Annotated in this window: 20 protein-coding genes; 17 read left to right on the plus strand and 3 right to left on the minus strand. The window is 36.0% G+C overall.

Going from position 1 to position 21901, the window contains the following annotated elements; genetic code table 11:
* The first annotated feature begins 63 nt into the window (after positions 1–63).
* The 10 genes from DT250_RS29340 (at position 64) to inhA2 (ending at position 11347) form a co-directional block, all read left to right on the plus strand.
* Entirely contained in the window at positions 64–522 is a 459-nt protein-coding gene (locus tag DT250_RS29340) for a MarR family winged helix-turn-helix transcriptional regulator (RefSeq protein WP_001132358.1), read from the plus strand.
* Positions 523–541: 19 nt separating this feature from the next.
* Positions 542–2155 carry an MDR family MFS transporter gene (locus tag DT250_RS29345; protein WP_149214216.1) on the plus strand — a complete coding sequence of 538 codons (1614 nt, stop codon included), beginning with the start codon at positions 542–544 and terminating at the stop codon, positions 2153–2155.
* A gap of 137 nt (positions 2156–2292) precedes the next feature.
* Positions 2293–3264: a ribose operon transcriptional repressor RbsR gene (rbsR, locus tag DT250_RS29350; RefSeq protein ID WP_088061888.1), complete on the plus strand. Its 972-nt coding sequence runs from the start codon at positions 2293–2295 to the stop codon at positions 3262–3264.
* 13 nt (positions 3265–3277) lie between these two features.
* Positions 3278–4174, plus strand: coding sequence for a ribokinase (gene rbsK / locus DT250_RS29355; RefSeq protein WP_149214217.1), 897 nt, complete (start codon positions 3278–3280; stop codon positions 4172–4174).
* Positions 4171–4566 (plus strand): D-ribose pyranase, encoded by a 396-nt coding sequence (gene rbsD / locus DT250_RS29360; RefSeq protein ID WP_000716160.1) that lies wholly within the window; start codon positions 4171–4173, stop codon positions 4564–4566. Before rbsK ends, rbsD begins: the two co-directional genes overlap by 4 nt.
* Positions 4567–4584: 18 nt before the next feature.
* Positions 4585–6069 carry a ribose ABC transporter ATP-binding protein RbsA gene (gene rbsA / locus DT250_RS29365; protein WP_149214218.1) on the plus strand — a complete coding sequence of 495 codons (1485 nt, stop codon included), beginning with the start codon at positions 4585–4587 and terminating at the stop codon, positions 6067–6069.
* A 2-nt stretch (positions 6070–6071) separates the two neighbouring features.
* Positions 6072–7007, plus strand: coding sequence for an ABC transporter permease subunit (locus tag DT250_RS29370; RefSeq protein WP_001074641.1), 936 nt, complete (start codon positions 6072–6074; stop codon positions 7005–7007).
* 14 nt (positions 7008–7021) lie between these two features.
* Positions 7022–7948 (plus strand): ribose ABC transporter substrate-binding protein RbsB, encoded by a 927-nt coding sequence (gene rbsB, locus DT250_RS29375; RefSeq protein WP_088061895.1) that lies wholly within the window; start codon positions 7022–7024, stop codon positions 7946–7948.
* 34 nt (positions 7949–7982) lie between these two features.
* Entirely contained in the window at positions 7983–8630 is a 648-nt protein-coding gene (fsa, locus tag DT250_RS29380) for a fructose-6-phosphate aldolase (protein ID WP_000667669.1), read from the plus strand.
* 317 nt (positions 8631–8947) lie between these two features.
* Positions 8948–11347: a M6 family metalloprotease immune inhibitor InhA2 gene (inhA2, locus tag DT250_RS29385; protein WP_149214219.1), complete on the plus strand. Its 2400-nt coding sequence runs from the start codon at positions 8948–8950 to the stop codon at positions 11345–11347.
* Positions 11348–11628: 281 nt separating this feature from the next.
* Here the strand turns inward: inhA2 and DT250_RS29390 are convergent, their stop codons facing one another.
* A complete protein-coding gene (locus DT250_RS29390) occupies positions 11629–12807 on the minus strand; it encodes an MFS transporter (RefSeq protein WP_087983321.1) in 1179 nt (392 codons plus the stop codon).
* Between the two features lie 226 nt (positions 12808–13033).
* Between DT250_RS29390 and bdhA the strand changes: the two genes are divergently transcribed.
* The 6 genes from bdhA to DT250_RS29420 all read left to right on the plus strand — a co-directional run bounded on the left by bdhA (position 13034) and on the right by DT250_RS29420 (position 19322).
* Complete coding sequence (bdhA, locus tag DT250_RS29395; RefSeq protein WP_000645832.1) at positions 13034–14086, plus strand: (R,R)-butanediol dehydrogenase; 1053 nt, start codon at positions 13034–13036, stop codon at positions 14084–14086.
* Between the two features lie 118 nt (positions 14087–14204).
* Positions 14205–14549, plus strand: a complete 345-nt coding sequence (locus DT250_RS29400; protein WP_000948236.1) for a potassium channel family protein — start codon at positions 14205–14207, stop codon at positions 14547–14549.
* A 264-nt stretch (positions 14550–14813) separates the two neighbouring features.
* Entirely contained in the window at positions 14814–15665 is an 852-nt protein-coding gene (gene cerA / locus DT250_RS29405) for a phospholipase CerA (protein WP_000731008.1), read from the plus strand.
* Between the two features lie 73 nt (positions 15666–15738).
* A complete protein-coding gene (gene sph, locus DT250_RS29410; protein ID WP_000676775.1) occupies positions 15739–16740 on the plus strand; it encodes a sphingomyelinase C in 1002 nt (333 codons plus the stop codon).
* Between the two features lie 108 nt (positions 16741–16848).
* Positions 16849–18021 carry an amino acid deaminase/aldolase gene (locus DT250_RS29415; RefSeq protein WP_149214220.1) on the plus strand — a complete coding sequence of 391 codons (1173 nt, stop codon included), beginning with the start codon at positions 16849–16851 and terminating at the stop codon, positions 18019–18021.
* Positions 18009–19322, plus strand: a complete 1314-nt coding sequence (locus DT250_RS29420; protein WP_088061903.1) for a D-arabinono-1,4-lactone oxidase — start codon at positions 18009–18011, stop codon at positions 19320–19322. Before DT250_RS29415 ends, DT250_RS29420 begins: the two co-directional genes overlap by 13 nt.
* Positions 19323–19329: 7 nt before the next feature.
* Here DT250_RS29420 and DT250_RS29425 read toward each other — a convergent pair whose 3' ends face one another.
* Positions 19330–20481 carry a VanZ family protein gene (locus DT250_RS29425; protein ID WP_087983313.1) on the minus strand — a complete coding sequence of 384 codons (1152 nt, stop codon included), beginning with the start codon at positions 20479–20481 and terminating at the stop codon, positions 19330–19332.
* Between the two features lie 172 nt (positions 20482–20653).
* Here DT250_RS29425 and DT250_RS29430 point away from each other — a divergent pair, with 172 nt between their 5' ends.
* The gene (locus DT250_RS29430) at positions 20654–20857 is read left to right on the plus strand and encodes a hypothetical protein (protein ID WP_149214221.1); all 204 of its coding nucleotides are present in this window, start codon (positions 20654–20656) and stop codon (positions 20855–20857) included.
* A 112-nt stretch (positions 20858–20969) separates the two neighbouring features.
* On the opposite strand, the gene DT250_RS29435 is transcribed toward DT250_RS29430, so the two are convergent.
* Positions 20970–21782, minus strand: a complete 813-nt coding sequence (locus DT250_RS29435; protein WP_097907692.1) for an undecaprenyl-diphosphate phosphatase — start codon at positions 21780–21782, stop codon at positions 20970–20972.
* Positions 21783–21901 lie beyond the last annotated feature (119 nt).

Genomic DNA, 21901 nt, shown 5'->3' on the forward strand with positions numbered 1-21901 from the left:
TGTTTGTGGGATTAATATTTAAATACGTTAAATATTTTATTGCTTAAATAAGAGGTGGATAACATGCCAAATGATATGACGCATATCGATAAAATTCAAGCTCTTGCCTTTTCAATTGGAAAGAAAATGCAGACGGAGTTATTAGAACAAATGCAAGCAACAGGACTTACACCACCGCAGTTTTATATTTTAAAGATTTTAGATCATTACGGTGCTTCAAGAGCGACAAAATTAGCAAAAAAGATGTATGTAAAGCCTAGTGCAATTACAGTGATGATTGATCGCCTAATTGACCAAGAGCTTGTAGAACGCTATCACGACAAAGATGACCGTCGTGTTGTCATCATTGAGTTAACAAAAAAGGGGAAAGCTAGAGTAGAAGAGGCAATGACCGCTCGTAATGAGCATATTGCAAAATATTTCTCACATTTAGAATTACAAGAAAGAGAAGATTTGTTACGCCTCTTTGAGAAGTTAGAAACAATTATTTGCGGGACACAAGAGAAAAAAGAGAATAACTAAGAGGAATTGAGGAGATTACATGGAGCAACAAGAAAACATAAATAGAAAGTTGCTGTTAATTGGTTTAATAATCGCGATGCTATTTGCTGCATTAGATGGAACGATTGTTGGTACAGCAATGCCGCGTATCGTCGGTGAACTAGGCGGATTAAGTTTAATGACGTGGTTAACAACAGCTTATATGTTAACATCAACGACAGTTGTACCAATTGCAGGTAAATTAGCGGATTTACTTGGCCGTCGTAACGTATATATTACAGGACTAGTTATCTTTATGGTTGGTTCGGCGTTATGTGGTATGGCAAATGGTATGACGGAATTAATTATTTTCCGTGGTATTCAAGGTCTTGGTGGCGGTATTATGATGCCAATGGCTATGATTATTATCGGAGATATGTTTACGGGAAAAGAACGTGCGAAATGGCAAGGTATTTTTGGTGCGTTATACGGTCTTGCTTCTGTAATTGGACCACAAGTGGGTGGTTGGATTGTAGACGCAGTGAACTGGAGATGGGTATTCTACATTAACTTACCAGTTGGTATTTTAGCAACAATCTTTATTGCAATGGGATTAAAGTCACATAAACAAACAGGACCGATCAAGATTGATATTGCTGGAATCTTTACGATGATTCTCGGTGTTGTAAGTTTATTACTTGCATTAACGTTTGGCGGAAAAGATTATCCATGGGATTCTTGGCAAATTATCGGTTTATTTGCATTAGCTCTAATTGGTATTATTAGCTTTGTTATCGTTGAAACGAAAGCAGAAGAACCGATTTTACCGATGCAGTTCTTTAAAAATCGCACGTTTACAATACTGAATGCGATTGGTTTCTTTATGAGTATCGGAATGTTCGGTGCGATTATGTTCGTACCATTCTTCATGCAAGGAATTGTAGGAGTAAGTGCTGCTGAATCAGGAACAATTATGACACCGATGATGATTACAATGATAGTGATGAGTATTATCGGTGGTCAACTTGTATTAAAAGTTGGTGTGAAACCACAAATTATTACAGGGATGCTTATTATGGCTGGTGGTTTCTGGTTATTAACAACGATGGATATGCACACGACTAAACTTACTGCTACTTTCTATATGAGTATTATCGGTTTAGGAATGGGTCTTGTTATGCCGACATTAACATTAGCGTTACAAGAAAGTTTCCCGAAAAAAGATCTTGGAGTCGTAACATCATCAAGTCAGTTCTTCCGTCAAATCGGTGGAACATTTGGTATTACAATTTTAGGGTCAATCATGAATAACACTTCAGGTACAACATTAACAAATAAATTAGTACCTGTATTAGATACGTTCCCGAAAGAAGCGGGCCAAATGGTAACGAAATTTAAAGATATGATTCACACAGATCCACAAGGTTTATATTCGATGCTATTTAGTCCAGAAGCATTAAAACAAATGCCAGAAGCATTCGCTAACAGCATTGTACCAATCTTGAAAAACTCTTTAGTAGACTCACTTCATACTGTATTCTTAACAGGATTAGTATTTATCATAGTAGGCGCTATCTTTACAATTTTCTTACAGAAGATTAAACTGTCAGATCGTAAAAAAGATGCTGAAGAGCCAGCTACAGAGGAAAAAGAACAAACTGTATCCTATTCGTAATGAAAAAGCATCGCCTTATGGCGGTGCTTTTTTGAGTATAACCTTAAAAGCTTTTTCGTGAGAAATGATTGACGTATTTCTAGAAATACGTTATATTATTTTCTGTAAACGGTTACATGGAATGGAGAGGAAAGAGAATGAGTACGATTAAAGACGTTGCGAAATTAGCGGGAGTATCTGTGGCGACCGTTTCCAGAGTGTTAAATAAAAATGGATATGTTCATGAAGATACATTAAAGAAAGTAGAACGAGCGATTGAGATGCTAGATTATAAACCTAGTACAGTAGCGCGTTCATTGTATAATAAAAAATCACGTTTAATTGGCTTAGTTGTTCCAAATATCGTGAATCCATTCTTTCCAGAAGTTGCACGTGCCGTAGAAGATGTAGCTCATAAGCAAGGATACACAGTTGTCCTTTGTAACTCTGATGAGAGTTTAGAGAAAGAAAAGCAATATATTGATGTACTTAGGCAAAATAATGTGGATGGATTTATTGTAGCAACGAATCCACAAAATAGTGTTAATTACATGAAGTTGTCTGTTCCAGTTGTTGCAATTGACCGTATGTTTAATGAGCGTATCCCTACTGTATATGCAGATAACTATGCAGGGAGTCAGGCAGCGACAAAGCTATTAATAGATAAAGGCTGTAAACATATTGCGCATATTCGTGGACCGCGTGATGTAAGCACTGCTAATGAACGTTTTGAAGGTTTTGTAGACGTTATTACACAAAATAATCTTTCTTATATGATTGCGGAGAGTACATTTGATCCAGCTAATAGTGAGCGTGTAGCAGTGGAATTATTAGAAGAATACCCACATATTGATGGAATTGTTGCTGGAAATGATTTAATCGCAATAGGTATTGTAAAGGCTGCACTCCAAAAGGGGATTTCTATTCCAGATGATTTACAAATTATCGGATTCGATGGAATTTCTTTAACAGAAATGATGTATCCATCTATTACAACTGTTGCACAGCCAATTTATGAAATGGGAAAAATTGCAACAGAGCTGTTGTTAGAGCAGATGGAAGGAAGCGTATTAGAAGAGAAACACTATCGTTTACCGATTGAAATTATAGAACGAAATACAACGAAGTAAGGAGATGAAACAGATGCCAAATATTGCAGTGGTAGGTAGTATTTCAATGGACTTAGTGGCTGTTTCAAAAAAACGTCCGAAAGCAGGAGAAACAGTAATTGGTGAAGCATTTCATACAATCCCAGGAGGGAAAGGAGCCAACCAAGCAGTTGCTGCAGCTAGATTAGGCGCAAATGTAGCGATGGTTGGAGCGGTTGGAAACGATAATTATGGAACTGTAGTTAGGAACAATTTAGAGAACGAACGCGTTTTTATCGACTATGTGGTACCGGTTACAGATACGGCGACAGGAATTGCTCATATCGTTTTAGCAGAAGAGGATAACAGTATTGTTGTCGTGCAAGGGGCGAATGCTCTTGTAAATGAGTCGGTTGTAGATCGTTCAAAAGATCTTCTTATAAAAGCAGATATGGTTGTTCTTCAACTAGAGATCCCACTTGAAACAGTAAAATATGTATTGGCTATTTGTGAGGAGCATAATATTCCAGTTATGTTAAATCCAGCGCCAGCACAAGTGTTATCAGAAGATGTTTTAGAAAAGGCAACTTATATTACACCAAATGAACATGAGTGTCGCATCGTATTAGATGATTTCACGTCACCAATTGAAGGTTTACTGGCTAAATATCCAAATAAACTATTGATAACAGAAGGTTCTAAAGGTGTTCGTTTCCATAATGGTACGGAGATTGTACATGTTCCTAGCATCGCTGTTGATGTAGTAGATACGACTGGAGCTGGTGATACATTCAATGGTGCATTAGCAGTTGCGCTTTCTGAAGGAGAAACACTTCAAAAAGCAATTCGTTTTGCGAATATTGCTGGTGGCCTTTCTGTAACGAAACTTGGAGCACAGGGCGGTATGCCAACGAGAGATAGAGTACGTGAAGTGCAGGTGATTGTCGGTTGAAAAAGCACGGTGTATTAAACAGTGAGATTGCATCAGTCCTTGCTTCACTTGGACATACAGATACGATTGTAATTGCAGACTGCGGGTTACCAATTCCTGACGGAGTAAAACGAATTGATTTAGCTGTTGAGATTGGAAAACCTAGCTTTTTAGACGTATTGCAAGTGGTAGCTGATGATATGGCAATTGAAAAAGTAACGTTAGCAGAAGAAGTCATTAATAATAATGCGGAAGTAAATAAAGAAATCGAGCTGAAATTAATAGAGCCAGCATTTGAATATGTATCGCATGAACAATTTAAAGAGCACACGAAGAAAGCGAAAGCAATTATTCGTACAGGAGAGGCTACTCCTTATGCCAATGTAATTTTACATGCAGGCGTGATTTTTTAATAAAAGGAAGTGATGGGAATGCGTATTGAAATGAAAAATATTTCAAAGGCGTTCAATGGCAATCCTGTTTTGAAGAATGCACAGTTTATGATTGAAACAGGGGAAGTCCATGCATTGATGGGGGAAAATGGAGCGGGTAAATCAACGCTCATGAAAATTTTAACAGGTGTATACAAAAAAGATGGTGGAACAATCACGATTGATGGACAAGAACGAACTTTTAAAAATGCGAAAGAAGCAGAAGAGTACGGTATTGCATTTATACATCAAGAATTGAACATATTATCGAATTTAACAGTAGCTGAAAATATGTTTCTCGGTAAAGAGTTAATGTATGGGAAGACAGGTATTTTGCGTACGCGTCAAATGAACGCGATTGCGCAGCAGCAACTAGCGGAGTTAGGGTTACATGTAAAAGGCGCTATGTTGGCAGGAGAGTTATCGGTTGGACAACAGCAAATTATCGAAATTGCGAAAGCGTTAATGACAAACGCGAGCGTTATTATTATGGATGAACCTACAGCTGCATTAACAGATCGTGAAATTGAAACGTTGTTTACTGTCATTAATAAATTACGTAAAGAAGGCGTTTCGTTCGTTTATATCTCACACCGAATGGAAGAAATTTTTTCAATATGTGATGCCATTACGATTTTACGTGATGGGGAATACGTAGGAAAGAGATTCATTCCGGAAACATCATTTGATGAAGTAGTGAGTATGATGGTGGGGCGCAGCATTGGTGAACGTTACCCAGAGCGAAATAGTCAAATTGGCGATGTCATTTTTGAGATGCGTAACGGAACGAAAAAAGGGAAGTTTGAAAATGTTTCGTTTCAAGTAAGAAAAGGTGAAATCCTTGGTGTTGCTGGCTTGATGGGAGCTGGCCGTACAGATATTATGAAAGCGATATTTGGATACGAACCTTTAGATTCTGGCCAAATTTTTATAAATGGACAAGAAGTAAAGATTGATAGTCCGATAGATGCGATTAGACAAAGAATAGCTTTTATTACAGAGGATAGAAAATCTGAAGGGTTAGTTTTAGATTTCTCAATTCGAGAAAATTTAGCTTTACCGAATTTAGAAAGTCTTTCAAAGGGAAGTGTCTTAAGTAACGAACTAGAACAACAGTTTACAGCGGATATGATGAAACTTCTTAATGTGAAAGCAGCTAGTGGAGAGCAAGCGGTGAAATCTCTTTCTGGTGGAAATCAGCAAAAGGTTGTTATTGCAAAATGGCTAGGTATCCACCCTCAGTTACTCATTTTAGATGAGCCAACAAGAGGTGTAGATGTTGGAGCGAAAAAAGAAATTTACTCTATTATGAATAAGCTTACTGAGCAAGGCGATGCCGTTATTATGGTATCATCTGAGCTTCCAGAAGTTTTAGGAATGAGTGATCGTGTTCTTGTTATTCATGAAGGAAAGGTCGGCGGCATTTTAGAGAAAGATGAGGCATCACAAGAGTCTATTATGGCACTAGCTACAGGGGGAGAGTAAGGATGGCTAAGAAGGGGAATGTATTACAACAACTCGGTTCTTTAATCGGTTTAGTATTAATTATCGTCGTAATTACAGCTTTAAATCCGGCATTTATTGAGATTCCAAATTTATTTAATATACTGCGTCAAGTATCGATTAATGCGCTTATTGCATTCGGAATGACCTTTGTAATTTTAACAGGGGGTATTGACTTATCGGTAGGTTCTATTTTAGCATTATCAAGTGCACTTGTTGCTGGAATGATGGCAAGTGGCATGGACCCGTTCCTTGCGATGGCAGTTGGATTATTAGCTGGTCTTGTAATGGGAATTGTAAACGGTATCATCATAGCGAAGGGAAAAGTAGCTCCATTTATTGCAACTTTAGCAACAATGACTATTTTTCGTGGGTTGACGCTTGTTTATATGGACGGACGTCCGATCACTGGTCTGGGTGATCATTTAATGTTCCAAATGTTTGGCCGCGGTTATTTTCTTGGTATTCCGGTACCAGCTGTTACAATGATGATCGCTTTCGCAGTACTGTACTTCATTTTGAAGAAAACGACATTTGGTCGCCGTACATTTGCAATTGGTGGAAATGAAGAAGCAGCAGCATTATCAGGTATTAATGTTACGAGAATTAAAGTAATGATTTACGGTCTTTCCGGAATTTTGGCAGCGCTTGCAGGTATAGTCTTAACATCACGATTAGATTCTGCACAGCCAACTGCAGGTACTTCTTACGAATTAGATGCAATTGCAGCAGTTGTATTAGGTGGAACAAGTCTTTCTGGGGGAAGAGGATGGATTGTTGGTACATTCATCGGTGTACTTATTATCGGTGTACTAAATAACGGTTTAAATTTATTAGGTGTATCTTCTTTCTTCCAACAAGTTGTAAAAGGACTTGTAATCTTACTAGCTGTATTAATTGATCGCCGAAAAGAAGCGTAATGGAGGGATAGTTCATGAAGAAATGGTTACTTATACTCGTTGCATGTATTATGGTCATTACTGCTGGTTGTTCAATGGAACCACCAGAATGGGCAAAGGATTCTAGCGATAAAGGTCGAAATAAAACTATTAAAGTTGGATTCTCTGTTTCAACTTTAAACAATCCATTTTTTGTGACTTTGAAAAAAGGAGCAGAAAAGCAAGCGAAAGCAAGCGGCATTGAATTGATTGCTGTTGATGCACAAAATGATGCAGCAAAGCAAACCAATGATGTTGAAGATTTAATTCAAAAAGGTGTCGATGTAGTTGTTATTAATCCAACCGATTCAGATGCTGTTGCTTCAGCAGTAAGTGCGGCAAATGCAGCGAATGTCCCTGTTATTACTGTAGACCGCGTTGCAAATTCAGGTAAAGTTGTTTCTCACATTGCCTCTAATAATATTGAAGGTGGTCAAATGGCTAGTGATTACATTCGTGAATTAGTTGGCGGGGGAGCAAATGTTGCTGAATTAGAAGGAATCCCTGGCTCTTCTGCTGCTCGTGAGCGCGGGAAAGGATTCCATAACGTAGCGGATAAGTCTTTAAAAGTAGTTGCCAAACAAGCAGCTGATTTTGATAGAGCAAAAGGATTATCTGTTATGGAAAACATTTTGCAAGCAAATGGTGATATTAAAGCTGTGTTTGCGCATAACGACGAAATGGCATTAGGGGCACTTGAAGCATTGAAGTCCTCTGGAAAAACGGATGTAGTCGTTGTTGGATTTGATGCAACAGAAGATGCTGTAAAGGCGGTTAACGATGGGCGTATGGCTGCAACAGTTGCTCAAAAACCGGAATTAATCGGGGAGAAGGCGATGCAAACAGCAAAAGAGATCACGCAAGGTAAAAAAGTGGACAAATCTATTCCGATTGAATTAGAGCTTATTAAGAAAAACAAATAAATATAAAATGAAAATTAGGAAGGAAGAATAACAAATGAAATTCTTTATTGATACAGCAAACATTAACGAAATTAAAGAGGCAAATGCATTAGGCGTAGTAGCTGGAGTAACGACAAACCCATCACTTGTAGCAAAAGAAGGCGTAGATTTTCATGAGCGTATTCGTGAAATTTGCAGCTTTATAGAAGGACCTGTAAGCGCAGAAGTAATTAGCTTAGAAGCTGATAAAATGATTGAAGAAGGGAAAGAATTAGCGAAGATTGCTCCAAACGTTGTTGTAAAAGTTCCAATGACAACAGAAGGTTTAAAAGCAGTAAAAGCATTCTCTGACTTAGGAATTCGTACAAACGTTACATTAGTATTCTCAGCAGTTCAAGCATTACTTGCAGCTCGTGCTGGTGCAACATACGTTTCACCATTCTTAGGTCGCTTAGACGATATCGGTCATAACGGTATGGACCTAATCCGTCAAATCGCAGAAATCTTTGCAATTCACGGTATTGAAACAGAAATCATTGCAGCATCTGTACGTCACAGTGTTCACGTAACAGAAGCAGCATTAAACGGTTCACATATTGCAACAATCCCAGCAAACGTAATTGCTTCATTAGTGAAGCACCCATTAACAGATCAAGGAATTGAGAAGTTCTTAGCTGATTGGGAAAAAACACAAGAGAAATAATAGAAAATCAAGAATCCTAGTTTAATTGACTAGGGTTCTTTTTTTATTTAAAAGAATTTTCATGCAATTTTGCATATTGTCTTTTAAATTTGTTATATAAGCTATTTAATATATATCAAATCACTTTTTATTTTTCATATTTCGACATAAAAAGGTAGAGGTTCTGACCAGAAAACTGGAGGGGCATGATTCTATAACAGAAAGCTTAACGTTTATAGAATTATGCCTTTTTATATAGGGAGGGTAGAAAATAGGGATTTCGATTTAAATGCACTCATTTATCTGAATTTTAAGTTTTATAAAAGGAGAGAAATAGAATGAGAAGAAAAACGCCATTTAAAGTGTTGTCATCATTGGCAATTGCGGCAATTATCGGATGCACATCTGTAATGAGTACTCCGCTAGCATACGCAGAAACGCCAGCAAAAGAGAAAGAAAATGTATCTACAACACCAATTGATTACAATTTAATTCAAGAGGATCGTTTAGCGCAAGCGTTGAAAGAAAGAGGAACAATTAATCCAGCATCTTCTAAAGAAGAAACGAAAAAAGCTGTAGAAAAGTATATTGAAAAGAAACAAGGCGATCAGGCAAATAAAGAAATTCTTCCAGCGGATACTGCTAAAGAGGCATCTGATTTCGTGAAAAAAGTAAAAGAGAAGAAAATGGAAGAAAAGGAGAAAGTAAAGAAACCTGAAAAAAATGTTAGTCCTGAGCAAAAACCAGAACCAAATAAAAAACAATTGAATGGACAAGTCCCAACTTCTAAAGCAAAGCAAGCGCCATATAAAGGGTCAGTTCGAAATGATAAAGTATTAGTATTACTCGTTGAATTTAGTGATTATAAACATAATAATATTGATCAAACACCAGGGTATATGTATTCGAATGACTTTAGTAGAGAGCATTATCAAAAAATGTTATTTGGTAATGAACCGTACACATTATTTGATGGTTCAAAAGTAAAAACGTTTAAACAATATTATGAAGAGCAGTCTGGTGGAAGTTATACGACAGATGGATATGTAACGGAATGGCTAACTGTTCCAGGAAAAGCGTCTGACTACGGTGCTGATGGTAGTAGTGGTCACGATAATAAAGGACCAAAAGGCGCACGTGATTTAGTGAAAGAAGCTTTACATGCAGCTGCTGAGAAAGGGTTAGATTTATCTCAATTTGATCAATTCGATAGATATGATACAAATGGTGATGGAAATCAAAATGAACCTGATGGTGTAATTGATCATTTAATGGTAATCCATGCTGGTGTTGGTCAAGAAGCTGGTGGCGGTAAATTAGGTGATGATGCAATTTGGTCACATCGTTCAAAATTAGCAATAGATCCAGTAGCGGTTGAAGGTACAAAATCAAAGGTAAATTACTTTGGTGGAAAAGTAGCGGCACATGATTATACAATTGAACCAGAAGATGGAGCAGTAGGTGTATTTGCGCATGAATTTGGACATGATCTTGGCTTACCAGATGAATATGACACGAAATATACTGGAACTGGTTCACCTGTCGAAGCGTGGTCATTAATGAGTGGAGGTAGTTGGACAGGGAAAATTGCAGGAACAGAGCCAACTAGTTTCTCACCACAAAATAAAGACTTCTTACAAAAGAATATGGGCGGCAACTGGGCAAAAATTTTAGAAGTAGATTACGATAAAATTAAGCGTGGAGTAGGAATTCCTACATATATTGATCAAAGTGTTACGAAATCCAATCGTCCAGGCGTTGTACGTGTTAACTTACCGGGTAAGAGTGTTGAAACGATTAAACCGGAGTTTGGAAAGCATGCATATTATAGTACAAGAGGAGATGATATGCATACAACACTAGAGACACCATTCTTTGATTTAACAAAAGGAACAAATGCAAAATTCGATTATAAAGCAAATTATGAGTTAGAAGCAGAGTGCGATTTTGTCGAAGTGCATGCAGTAACAGAAGATGGAACGAAAACGTTAATTGATAGACTTGGAGAAAAAGTAGTCCAAGAAGATAAAGATACAACAGATGGAAAATGGATGGATAAATCATATGATTTAAGTCAATTTAAAGGAAAAAAAGTGAAACTGCAATTCGATTATATTACAGATCCGGCTGTAACATATAAAGGTTTCGCGATGGATAATGTAAATGTAACTGTTGATGGACAAGTTGTATTTTCTGATGATACAGAAGGACAGGCTAAAATGAATTTAAATGGTTTTGTTGTTTCTGATGGGACAGAAAAGAAAGCTCATTATTACTACTTAGAGTGGAGAAACTATGCGGGATCAGATAATGGATTAAAAGCAGGAAAAGGTCCAGTGTATAATACAGGTCTTGTCGTTTGGTATGCAGATGATAGCTTCAAAGATAACTGGGTTGGGGTGCATCCAGGTGAAGGATTCCTTGGTGTTGTGGATTCGCATCCAGAGGCATTTGTTGGGAATTTAAACGGAAGACCAACTTACGGTAATACAGGTATGCAAATTGCAGATGCTGCATTTTCATTTGATCAAACACCAGCATGGAGTGCAAATTCATTAACACGTGGACAGTTTAACTATTCTGGATTACAAGGTGTTACAACATTTGATGATTCAAAAGTATATAGTAACAAACAAATTGCAGATGCAGGAAGAAAAGTTCCAAACCTTGGACTTAAATTCCAAGTTGTTGGACAGGCAGAGGATAAATCGGCAGGCGCTGTTTGGATTAAACGTTAATAACATAAAAGCACATTCTTCATATGAAGAGTGTGCTTTTCAATTTGTACAGTAAGTTATTATTTTAGCTTATGTAATACAAGTGTCTGTCCATATGTAGTGTATCAAATTATGTGGGGAAAGGAAATATTTCCGAGGAAATTGTCGAAGTATCGTTGGTATTTATACACTTTTTTTGTAAAAGAAGAACTGCAGTGTTGCCTTTACAGTTCAATTTATTTACATTGTTATTTGGTTAGACACAAAAGTAATATATTAGGCAAAAAAAGACAATGATGGAATTAACCCATCATTGTCTTTTTTACTTTGCTGTTTGCTTTACTTTTTATTTTGCTTCTTACATAAATCATTCCAGCGAATGTTAATAAGAATGCAGTTCCGATAACGAAGCTGACGCTAGGGGATGCCCCGATTGCACCAACTGTAAAGGATCCAGCAACAACTCCTAATGAGAAGAAAGCATAAAACAATCCGAATGCTTTTCCGCGCTTATCATCTGTCGTATTTTCAACAAGTAATGCATTTATCGATGGGAAAAGGATAGCGAATCCAATGCCATAAATCATCATAACGATAAAGAGCATACCTTTTGTTGCGAATAATCCAAGTAAAGATAACGCGAATGCCATTACTGCAATCCCAATTAGCATGAGTTTTGAACGATTAAATCGATCGTAAATACGGTTTGTTGGCAGCAAGAAGAAGAGGATAGCGGTAATGCCGAATACACTTAACATCATGCCTGTTGTAGATGCTTTAAGTGCTAATGCCTCAACTTTCACTGGTAGCATATAAGTGACAATTCCTTGTGAAAACATTAGCGTGAAGGCACCAATATATGCTTGCAATAACGGTTCTGATTTCAATAGTTCAATCATATCCTTTTTGTTCATCATTTGTGTTCTTGAAGTATCTTTTCTTGATACGTTATTTGGTAAGAAGAATAGAGATACGATTGTACCAAGGACCATTAAAATAGAAATGGTAATGAACACCCACTCTATACCAGCAGTTGCTTTCATAATTCCACTGAAAGCCGGTCCTACAATTGCCGCTGTTCCAACAGCAGCACCAGATAGGGCCATTGCCTTACCTTGTCTTGCTGAATTTGTTTGTTTTGATAAAAACGTAAAGGCAGCAGGAATTAAAAATCCGTCACTAAAGCCGTGCATAAAGCGCACAACTAATAGTTGTTCACCACTTTGAACAACGGTGTATAACAAGACTATGAAACTCGTAAGTCCCATGCTTATATAAAGTATTTTTTTTGCACCAAATTTATCGACAGCAGCGCCAGCAATAATATTACCGATCATATTAGCGAATGAGTACATACCGACAACTAGCCCAATAATAAGAGGAGATCCTCCAAGACTTTGAGCGAACGTACTCATAATAGGTAATTGTGAAAATGTATCTAGAAACGCTACGATAACAATAAAGTAAATAAAATATTTCAAGCGATATTCACCTCTCCTATGCTATTATGGCATAATGCTAATTTCAACCACAATGAAATTAGCATTAACAGATGTGGAAAAAAGTACAAAGTGACAAAATATTGAACGTTATTTGTTAAAATTTAGTGGGAATGAGATTGTTTTTTTGAAATATATGGATAGAAGTATTATAATAGATTTGTAAACTTCACCAGGTTAAGTATATACGTAGAGAGGGATGTATAAAATGAAAGCATTACTTTGGCATAATCAACGCGATGTACGAGTAGAAGAAGTACCAGAACCAACTGTAAGACCAGGAGCAGTTAAGATTAAAGTGAAATGGTGTGGTATCTGCGGAACAGACTTGCATGAATATTTAGCAGGACCTATTTTTATTCCAACAGAAGAGCACCCATTAACACACGTAAAAGCACCGGTTATTTTAGGTCATGAGTTTAGTGGTGAGGTAGTTGAAATCGGTGAAGGCGTTACTTCTCATAAAGTGGGAGATCGCGTCGTTGTAGAACCAATTTATTCTTGTGGTAAATGTGAAGCTTGTAAACATGGACATTACAATGTTTGTGAACAACTTGTTTTCCACGGTCTTGGCGGAGACGGCGGCGGTTTCTCTGAATATACAGTAGTACCAGAAGATATGGTCCACCATATTCCTGATGAAATGACGTATGAACAAGGTGCACTTGTAGAACCAGCAGCGGTAGCAGTTCATGCAGTACGTCAAAGTAAATTAAAAGAAGGGGAAGCTGTAGCAGTATTTGGTTGTGGTCCAATTGGACTTCTTGTCATTCAAGCAGCTAAAGCAGCAGGAGCAACTCCTGTTATTGCAGTAGAACTTTCTAAAGAACGTCAAGAGTTAGCAAAATTAGCAGGTGCGGATTATGTATTAAATCCAGCTACTCAAGATGTACTAGCAGAAATTCGTAACTTAACAAATGGTTTAGGTGTAAATGTGAGCTTTGAAGTAACAGGTGTCGAAGTAGTACTTCGTCAAGCGATTGAAAGTACAAGCTTTGAAGGACAAACTGTAATTGTTAGTGTGTGGGAAAAAGATGCGACAATTACGCCAAACAACCTTGTACTAAAAGAAAAAGAAGTTATCGGTATTCTTGGATACCGTCATATCTTCCCAGCTGTTATTAAATTAATTAGCTCTGGCCAAATTCAAGCAGAGAAATTAATTACGAAAAAAATCACAGTGGATCAAGTTGTTGAAGAAGGATTTGAAGCACTTGTAAAAGATAAAACACAAGTGAAAATTCTTGTTTCACCTAAATAATAGAGAATAGTAAAAAGTAGCTCTTGTCTAGAAATAGAAGAGGGCTACTTTTTTTCTATACAGAAAGGTGATAGACTTTCCTTTAACTACAGGTATTTTGTTTGGAAGGGGAAGTCTAATGCTTTCATTTATGTTGACATTGAAACGAATGCTAAAAGCTTGTTTACGAGCGTGGAAAGATAAAGAATTTCAAGTGTTATTCGTATTAACATTTTTAACATTAACATCTGGTACGATTTTTTATAGTACAGTTGAAGGATTACGTCCTCTTGACGCTTTATATTTTAGTGTGGTCACTTTGACGACTGTCGGTGATGGGAATTTTAGTCCGCAAACTGATTTCGGAAAGATATTTACAATCTTATACATATTTATTGGGATTGGATTAGTGTTTGGATTTATTCATAAGTTGGCAGTTAATGTACAACTACCAAGTATATTATCGAATAGAAAAAAAGAGTAAAGCATGTGGATGCTTTACTCTTTTTTTACATTAGTTTAGACAATCATTCGTAGTAGCTTAACAATACTTTACTACAATATAAGTGCATTCATTCATTATATTCACTATGTATAAAGTTATAATGATATGAACATTTGCATATTTTAATTTATTGATAGAAATTTCATGAAAGGTGGGATATTCTAGTCATAGGTTAACCGGACGATATCATAGGATCCTAACAAAAAGTTTACAATAATTCAATTATAAAATGGAGGATTTCAGATGAAAAAGAAAGTACTTGCTTTAGCAGCAGCTATTACATTAGTAGCGCCGTTACAAAGTGTTGCATTTGCTCATGAAAACGATGGGGGAAGTAAAATAAAAATAGTTCATCGCTGGTCTGCTGAAGATAAACATAAAGAAGGCGTAAACTCTCATTTATGGATTGTAAACCGCGCTATTGATATTATGTCTCGCAATACAACACTTGTAAAACAAGATCGAGTTGCACAATTAAATGAATGGCGTACGGAATTAGAAAATGGTATTTATGCTGCTGACTATGAAAATCCTTATTATGATAATAGCACATTTGCTTCACATTTCTATGATCCAGACAATGGAAAAACATATATTCCATTTGCAAAGCAGGCAAAAGAAACTGGCGCTAAATATTTTAAATTAGCTGGTGAATCATATAAAAATAAAGATATGAAACAAGCATTCTTCTATTTAGGATTATCTCTTCATTATTTAGGAGATGTAAACCAACCGATGCATGCGGCAAACTTTACAAATCTTTCGTACCCACAAGGATTCCATTCTAAATATGAAAACTTTGTAGATACGATAAAAGATAATTATAAAGTAACGGATGGAAATGGATATTGGAACTGGAAAGGTACAAATCCAGAAGAGTGGATTCACGGAGCGGCAGTAGCAGCGAAACAAGATTACGCTGGCATTGTAAATGATAATACGAAAGATTGGTTCGTAAAAGCAGCTGTATCACAAGAATATGCAGATAAATGGCGCGCTGAAGTTACACCAATGACAGGTAAGCGATTAATGGATGCACAACGTGTTACTGCCGGATACATTCAGCTTTGGTTTGATACGTACGGAGATCGTTAAGTATTAAAAAAAAGGTCAAATCTCACAATAGAGTATTTGGCCTTTTTATAACTAATACATGGAGGTATGAAGCGTGAAAGGAAAATTACTAAAAGGTGTACTTAGCTTTGGGATTGGTTTAGGAGTTTTATACGGAGGATCTTCAGCTCAAGCAGAAACGTCTACAAATCAAAATAATACTTTGAAAGTGATGACGCATAACGTGTATATGCTATCAACAAATTTATATCCGAACTGGGGACAAAGTGAGCGTGCTGATTTAATTGGGGCGGCAGATTATATAAAGAATCAAGACGTTGTTATATTAAATGAAGTGTTTGATAATAGCGCATCAGATCGTTTGTTAGGGAATTTGAAGAAAGAATATCCAAATCAAACAGCGGTATTAGGTCGTAGTAACGGAAATGAATGGGATAAAACGTTAGGTAGCTATTCATCTTCAACTCCTGAAGATGGGGGCGTTGCAATCGTGAGTAAATGGCCGATTGTTGAAAAGATTCAATATGTATTTGCAAAAGGATGCGGGCCAGATAATTTATCGAATAAAGGATTTGTATACACAAAAATTAAGAAGAATGATCGTTTCGTTCATGTAATCGGGACGCATTTGCAGGCTGAAGATAGTATGTGCGGAAAAACTTCACCTGCATCTGTACGTACAAATCAGTTAAAAGAAATTCAAGACTTTATTAAAAATAAGAATATACCAAATGACGAGTACGTCCTATTTGGTGGTGATATGAACGTGAATAAAATAAATGCAGAGAACAATAGTGACTCAGAGTACGCATCCATGTTTAAAACATTACACGCTTCTATTCCATCTTATACGGGACATACAGCAACTTGGGATGCGACGACAAACAGTATAGCAAAATATAATTTCCCTGATAGTCCTGCCGAGTATTTAGATTATATTATTGCAAGTAAGGACCATGCGAATCCGTCATTTATAGAGAATAAAGTATTACAACCGAAATCTCCACAGTGGACTGTTACATCATGGCTTAAAAAATATACATATAATGATTACTCTGATCATTATCCAGTAGAGGCAACTATTTCTATGAAATAGTCCTAAAAAAGTTTCTTCTTAATAGGAAGAAACTTTTTTATTTTGTAGAGGAAATTTCAACTTTCTTTCCAATATGTATAAGACATATTGAAAAGAGGAGAGAAAAATGTGGATCGAGGAATTTTTAAAGAAGTTCCATTACCGTGTGCATTTTTGGATGAAGTAGCTTTAGATAAAAATATTCAATCGGTTATGGAATTAAGTGGAAATAAGAAGATTCGTATAGCGAGTAAATCGCTACGTTCTGTTCCGGTTATGCAAAAGATTTTAGCTACAAATGATCGATTTCAAGGTATTATGTGTTTTTCACCTAGAGAGGCTTTGTTTTTAATTGAACAAGGATTCAATGATTTATTGCTCGGATATCCTGCTTATGATAAAAGGGCTTTACATGAAATAAGTTTGCTAACAAAGCAAGGCCTCATTATAACTTGTATGGTGGATTGTGAAGACCATATTGTTTATTTAGAAAAAATTGCTGAGGAGTCTAAAGGGTGTTTTCGTGTTTGTTTGGATATTGATATGAGTAGTCGTTTTTTTCAATTTCATTTTGGGGTAAACAGATCACCGGTAAAAGATGTGCAAGGTACTTTGAAAATAGTAAAAAGGGTAAAAGAATCATCATTTTTAATACTAGATGGTGTAATGGGATATGAAGCTCAAATTGCTGGGGTAGGAGATCACATACCGAATCAAAGAGTGAAAAGTAAAGTGATTTCGTATTTAAAGAAGAAGTCAGTGTTAGAAGTTAAAGAAAGAAGAGGACATATCGTAAAAGAAATACAAAATCTAGGTATTGAACTAAGGTTTGTAAATGGGGGAGGCACAGGAAGTATAAAAACAACTGAGCAAGATAATTCAGTTTCAGAGATTACAATAGGTTCTGCTTTTTATGCCCCGAAGCTGTTCGATTATTATAAAGAGGTGCAATTTCATCCAGCCGTCGGATTTGCTTTACCAGTTGTGCGTAAACCAGCCCCGTTTATTTACACTTGTTTAGGTGGTGGATATATTGCCTCAGGTGCAATCGGGAAAGATAAAGAACCTGAGATTTGGAGACCAAATGGTGCCAAACTATTAGCTTTAGAAGGCGCTGGCGAAGTGCAAACACCGATTTTTTATAACGGTGAGGAACGAGTAGAGATAGGAGATTCTATCTTGTTTCGCCATAGTAAAGCTGGAGAGTTATGTGAGCGTTTTCCTTTTTTATATCGTGTGAAAGAAGGAGAGATTGTTGGGGAGTATTCAACATATCGGGGGGATGGCCAATGCTTTCTATAAAGGGACAAAAATGGAGAAATTGGACAGGGAATGTAGAAGGAACGCCGCATTATACGATGTATCCAGAAAGTATACAAGATGTAGTAGAAGTTGTAGGGCTTGCTCGAAAAAAAGGGAAGAAAATTCGTGTTGTCGGTTCAGGACACTCGTTTACACCTCTTGTGCAAACGGAAGAAATTTTAGTTTCTTTAGATGAATTGAAAGGTATTTTGGATATGGATGCAGAGAAGATGGTTGCCGAAGTATGGGCAGGAACAAAGTTACATGATTTAGGGAAGTTACTTGAAGAAAAAGGTTATGCACAAGAAAATTTAGGGGATATTGATTCGCAATCGATTGCAGGAGCGATTAGTACAGGGACTCATGGAACGGGTATTACCTTTGGAAGTTTATCAACACAAGTTATAGAGATTACCGCAGTTTTATCTACAGGCGAGAGTATAGTTTGTTCGGAAACTGAGAATGTGGAATATTGGAGAGCCTTTCAGTTGTCGCTAGGAATGTTAGGTATCATTGTAAAAATAAAATTGAAGGTTATTCCAGCCTATTCACTCGTTTATAAAAGTGAAAAACAGTCATTATCTACTGTAATGAACAAGCTAGAAGAATATAAGAAGAATCGCCATTTTGAATTTTTTGTTTTTCCTTATTCAGATGAAGTACAAGTGAAATTTACAAATGAAACAACGGGTAAAAAAAGTGACTTGAAATGGCATAAACTAAAGGTAGAGTTGCTTGAAAATAAGATGTTCTCTTTGTTATCTAAAGGATGTAAATGGTTTCCTTCTATAAGTAAAGGTGTAAGTCGATTATCGGCTAAAGCTGTACCGAATACAAAAATAATTGGTCCGAGTTATGAAGTATTTGCTACATCGCGTGCGGTTCCATTTTATGAAATGGAGTATAGTGTTCCTTCAAAGTATATGCGGGCTGTTGTAGAAGATATTTCAAACCTTATTGAAAAGAAAAAGTATAAAGTGCACTTCCCAATTGAATGCCGTTATGTGAAAAGGGATGATATATGGCTCAGTCCAGCGTACGGAAGGGATTCAGCGTATATTGCCGTTCATATGTATAAAGGTATGAAGTATGCTGCTTATTTTGGTGAGGTGGAGAAAATTTTTCTAAAGTATGAAGGGCGCCCGCATTGGGGGAAAATGCATACGTTAACGTACGAAAAATTACAAAATATATATCCAGAAATGCATTCGTTTCTAAAGGCGAGAAAGTTACTAGATGAAGCAGAAATGTTTTCAAACCCTTACACAGAAAAATTATTTACGATTATGAAAAAAAGCTGACAAAGTATTACTTGTCAGCTTTTTTTAGTATAATCGCATTTCTTGTTTGACTAATGCGCTCGTAAAATAGTAACTTATCACGACTAAATACATGTAATAAAACATGAATAATAAATAGACCGTTAATTACAAATTGGAATAATAGTATAACTAGTAATACTAAAGGCTCTGTATGATTTAAGATAGAGCTACTCGAAAGAATATAATTGATTCCGCCTAAAATGAAATAGAATATCCCGTAACGAATGAATAATTCTTTTAGTGTAATACGCTCAGCTTGTCCTTTAATGTAAATCCGAAGCAACGCTTTTCCTATTGTTCTTCCATTTGTAAAGTATGGAATGATAATAAAGTAAATTAAGATTGAACATGTAATGAAAAGGAGTTCGTATACATTTGTATAAGATTGGATGTTAGCAATAAATAGTGAATTTCCTTTATTTTTAATGAAAGGTACAACGATAGATAAGAAAATCCAATCAATTTGCATAGCGATGAGACGACGAATGAATCCGACTGGTTTCGTTTCTAAATCAATATGAATATCTAATTCGCTTGTTTTCGGAAGGAAGTACGTAAAGATTGGTGCAATGATAAAACCAATTACGCCGCCTAGTGTGTTTAAAAACAGATCGTCAATATCAAATAAGCGGTATGCACAATTATAAATACCATATAATCCAGTTACTTGTGTTAATTCAAAGAATAGTGAAAGACAAAAAGAAATACACACTGTTTGTAAGAAGCTACGTCGGAAATAATAACGTAAGTACATACCGAACGGAACGGTTAGTAAAACGTTAAAAGCGACTTGTAAAAACGCAGATTCCTTTAATAAATAGAAGTACGTAGCTGGCTTCGTTAAAATCGCCGAGGTATGATTACTAATCTCTTGTATGAAATAAAATGGCGAGAGTTGCAAATGTTGCGTATTAGCCGGTTGTAGGCTACAAGTATCATACGTTTGTGGTAATGGCAAAATCACAAGAAAATAGGCATTTAATAAGTAAAGTAATAATGAATATAAAATAAATGAACGCCATTTATTTAAATAACCGTATTTACGATAATTAAATATTAAAAAAGGGATTAATAGAAACATTGCTAAAATAGGAAATAAAATAAATGCTGTTTTTATTGGAAATAAATATGCAGTCAAAATGAAGCTCCTTTCAATGAAAATTCGTTTATCATTATAACGTTAAAAGAACCTGAAAACAAAATTAAAATATTTCGAAATAGAAAAAATTTCAAATTTAAACGGGATTAAGTTATACTAAATTTAATATAAGGATATTGTGATTATTATAAGTTGAGAGAGGGTACAAGATATGCGATATGAGCTTTTTTCTATAAGTGGGGATCATATTACAACTTTTGAAAGTGCATGGCGTTTTCAGGAGGGAGAACAGATTTTTGTTCATGATGATCAAACAAAACGAAATTTTATTATTATCCGCCTAACGCATGATGTATTTCAACAAAATAAACATGTTATTCGTTTGTATTGTCAAGAAAAGAAAGTATACGCATAAAAGGGACCCCTCTTACTGTACAGAAAGAGGGGCTTTATCATTATAAAGATATAAAAAAGCGAGTCATCCTAGTTTAATAGAATGACTCGTTTTTCGCTTTGTAAGTTTCACTTTATAAGAAAATAAGAGTAAGTACACCTACGATAATACAATAGAAAGAGAAATATTTTAAATTTCCTTTTGCCATAATGTTCATAAACCATTTTAATGAAATATACGTCATGATAAATGTTGCGATAAACGCAACGATATATGGCACGAATAATGTGTCTAGGTTTGGATCTTTGGCAATGTCTGTAATACTTAGTAATAAACCACCTAAGCTAACAGGGATATATAGTAAGAATGAGAAACGAAGAGCTGTTTCTTGCTTCATACCAAGTAACATCGCTGCGACGATTGTTGCACCTGATCGGCTTATTCCAGGAATCAGTGCGCAAGCTTGTGCTAATCCGACAATGATTGCATCTTTCATAGAAAGATCACCATCATTTTTACGTCCACGCAAGTTTCTAATAATCCAAAGGCCGACAGCGGTAATAAGAAGGGAAACCCCAACCATTTTCACACCTTTTAAGTACTGGTCGATGTAATCTTTAAATAAAACACCGATAACACCTGCTGGAATGGTCGCAATAACAAGGTAAATAATAAAGAAGAAATCTGATTTTGCGTCCTCTGCTCTTGTAAAGATATAAGATAGACCATTCTTCGTTAGACGAATTAAATCATTTCTATAAATAAGTAATACAGCTAATAATGAAGCTGAATTAACAAGTAGTTCGAAGCTGAACCCTTCTATTTTTAGTCCTAGCAAATGTTGTGCTAAAACGAGGTGACCACTTGAAGAAATCGGAATTGGTTCTGTTAGCCCTTGGAACAGACCGAGAATTAAATATTTTAAAATGTAGTGAAATTGTTCCATAATAACCTCCTTGTTTATTAGTCGAAAGAAACAACTTGTCCATTATAACAAAGATACGGATGAATATTGAGAAGAAATAAATATTCGAAATATAATAAAAATCCCTTATAAAAGTATAA

The sequence above is a fragment of the Bacillus sp. AR2-1 genome, assembly GCF_008368755.1.
In the GTDB taxonomy this organism is placed as follows: Bacteria; Bacillota; Bacilli; order Bacillales; family Bacillaceae_G; genus Bacillus_A; species Bacillus_A wiedmannii.

Bases quoted from the DNA above. Each gene is read 5' to 3' on its own strand.
- DT250_RS29340 (WP_001132358.1), top strand. From the start codon at position 64: ATGCCAAATGATATGACGCATATCGATAAAATTCAAGCTCTTGCCTTT.
- rbsR (WP_088061888.1), top strand. From the start codon at position 2,293: ATGAGTACGATTAAAGACGTTGCGAAATTAGCGGGAGTATCTGTGGCG.
- rbsB (WP_088061895.1), top strand. From the start codon at position 7,022: ATGAAGAAATGGTTACTTATACTCGTTGCATGTATTATGGTCATTACT.
- DT250_RS29420 (WP_088061903.1), top strand. From the start codon at position 18,009: ATGCTTTCTATAAAGGGACAAAAATGGAGAAATTGGACAGGGAATGTA.
- DT250_RS29370 (WP_001074641.1), top strand. From the start codon at position 6,072: ATGGCTAAGAAGGGGAATGTATTACAACAACTCGGTTCTTTAATCGGT.
- DT250_RS29435 (WP_097907692.1), bottom strand. From the start codon at position 21,782: ATGGAACAATTTCACTACATTTTAAAATATTTAATTCTCGGTCTGTTC.
- DT250_RS29430 (WP_149214221.1), top strand. From the start codon at position 20,654: ATGCGATATGAGCTTTTTTCTATAAGTGGGGATCATATTACAACTTTT.
- bdhA (WP_000645832.1), top strand. From the start codon at position 13,034: ATGAAAGCATTACTTTGGCATAATCAACGCGATGTACGAGTAGAAGAA.
- inhA2 (WP_149214219.1), top strand. From the start codon at position 8,948: ATGAGAAGAAAAACGCCATTTAAAGTGTTGTCATCATTGGCAATTGCG.
- rbsA (WP_149214218.1), top strand. From the start codon at position 4,585: ATGCGTATTGAAATGAAAAATATTTCAAAGGCGTTCAATGGCAATCCT.
- rbsK (WP_149214217.1), top strand. From the start codon at position 3,278: ATGCCAAATATTGCAGTGGTAGGTAGTATTTCAATGGACTTAGTGGCT.
- cerA (WP_000731008.1), top strand. From the start codon at position 14,814: ATGAAAAAGAAAGTACTTGCTTTAGCAGCAGCTATTACATTAGTAGCG.
- fsa (WP_000667669.1), top strand. From the start codon at position 7,983: ATGAAATTCTTTATTGATACAGCAAACATTAACGAAATTAAAGAGGCA.
- DT250_RS29345 (WP_149214216.1), top strand. From the start codon at position 542: ATGGAGCAACAAGAAAACATAAATAGAAAGTTGCTGTTAATTGGTTTA.
- DT250_RS29400 (WP_000948236.1), top strand. From the start codon at position 14,205: ATGCTTTCATTTATGTTGACATTGAAACGAATGCTAAAAGCTTGTTTA.